We start from the raw sequence: 1055 nt of genomic DNA, 5'->3' as shown, positions 1-1055 counted from the left end.
CGTATACGAGACAGGCCGGGTCGGTCATGGCGAGCTGGGTCAGCAGGACGGTGACCGTGCCGGTGGCGGGGGTGAGGTGGGCCGCGGTACCCGTGCCGCCGACCCCGCCGGAGCGCCCCGGTACGTTCCAGGGTTCGGTGGCCCGTACGTCGACCGAGCCGCCGAAGCCCCAGCCCTGGCCCTCCAGGAACAGCGCGGCGTCCTCGCGCTGCGCCGGGGTCAGGTGGTCGGTGGTCATCAGCCGCACCGACCCGGCGGACAGCAGCCGGCGCCCCGTGGCCGCCGCGTGCCCGTCGGCGAGCAGCATCCGGGCGAAGGCGTACCAGTCGTCGACGGTCGAGACCAGACCGCCCGCGCCGGAGGCGAACACGGGCGGGCTGCTCCACTGGCCGTCGGGGGCGTCCAGCAGCCGGAGGCCGCCGTCACCGTCCTCGCCGTCGTCACCGTCCTCGCCGCCGTCCGGGGCGGGGCCGTAGTAGCCGGTGAACCGGTCCAGCTTTCCGGGCGGTACGGCGAAGCCGGTGTCGGTCATGCCCAGCGGGGCGAACAGCCGCTCCGCGAGGAACTCGGGCAGCGGCCGCCCCGCGACCCGGGCGATCAGCACGCCGAGGATGTCGGAGCAGGTGTTGTACAGCCAGGCCTCGCCCGGCTGGTGGAGCAGCGGAATGCGGGAGAGCGCGGCCATCCAGGTGTCCGGGTCCGGAACGTGCTGCGGCCGCAACTGCCCCTGCTTCAGCTCGCCGAAGAGCGCCTGGACGGCGGGGAGCGAGAAGTCCGCCGGGAAGCCGTACCCGGCCCGGGAGGCGAGCACGTCGGCGACGGTGACGGCCCGGTTCGCGGGCACAACGTCGTCGAGCGGGGAGCCCGGGGTACGGACCACCTTCGGCTCCGCGAGCTCCGGCAGCCACTGGCGTACCGGCTCCTCCAGCGCGATCCGGCCCTCCTCGACCAGCAGCATGGCGGCCGCGGCGGTCAGCGGTTTGGTGAGCGAGGCGATCCGGAAGAGGGTGTCCCGGGCCATCGGGACCGCGCCGCCCTCCTCCGCGGTGCCGACC

1 protein-coding gene is annotated in these 1055 nt (G+C 74.8%); it reads right to left on the bottom strand.

From position 1 onward, the window contains the following. On the bottom strand, positions 1-1055 hold a 1055-nt coding region (locus tag ACFWGZ_RS41310), incomplete at both ends, for a serine hydrolase domain-containing protein (RefSeq protein WP_382457027.1).

This window comes from Lentzea sp. NPDC060358 (assembly GCF_042725365.1).
Lineage (GTDB): Bacteria > Actinomycetota > Actinomycetes > Mycobacteriales > Pseudonocardiaceae > Lentzea.
Note: the sequence above shows the minus strand (reverse complement) of the source record. Positions and strands in the feature narration are given on the sequence as shown.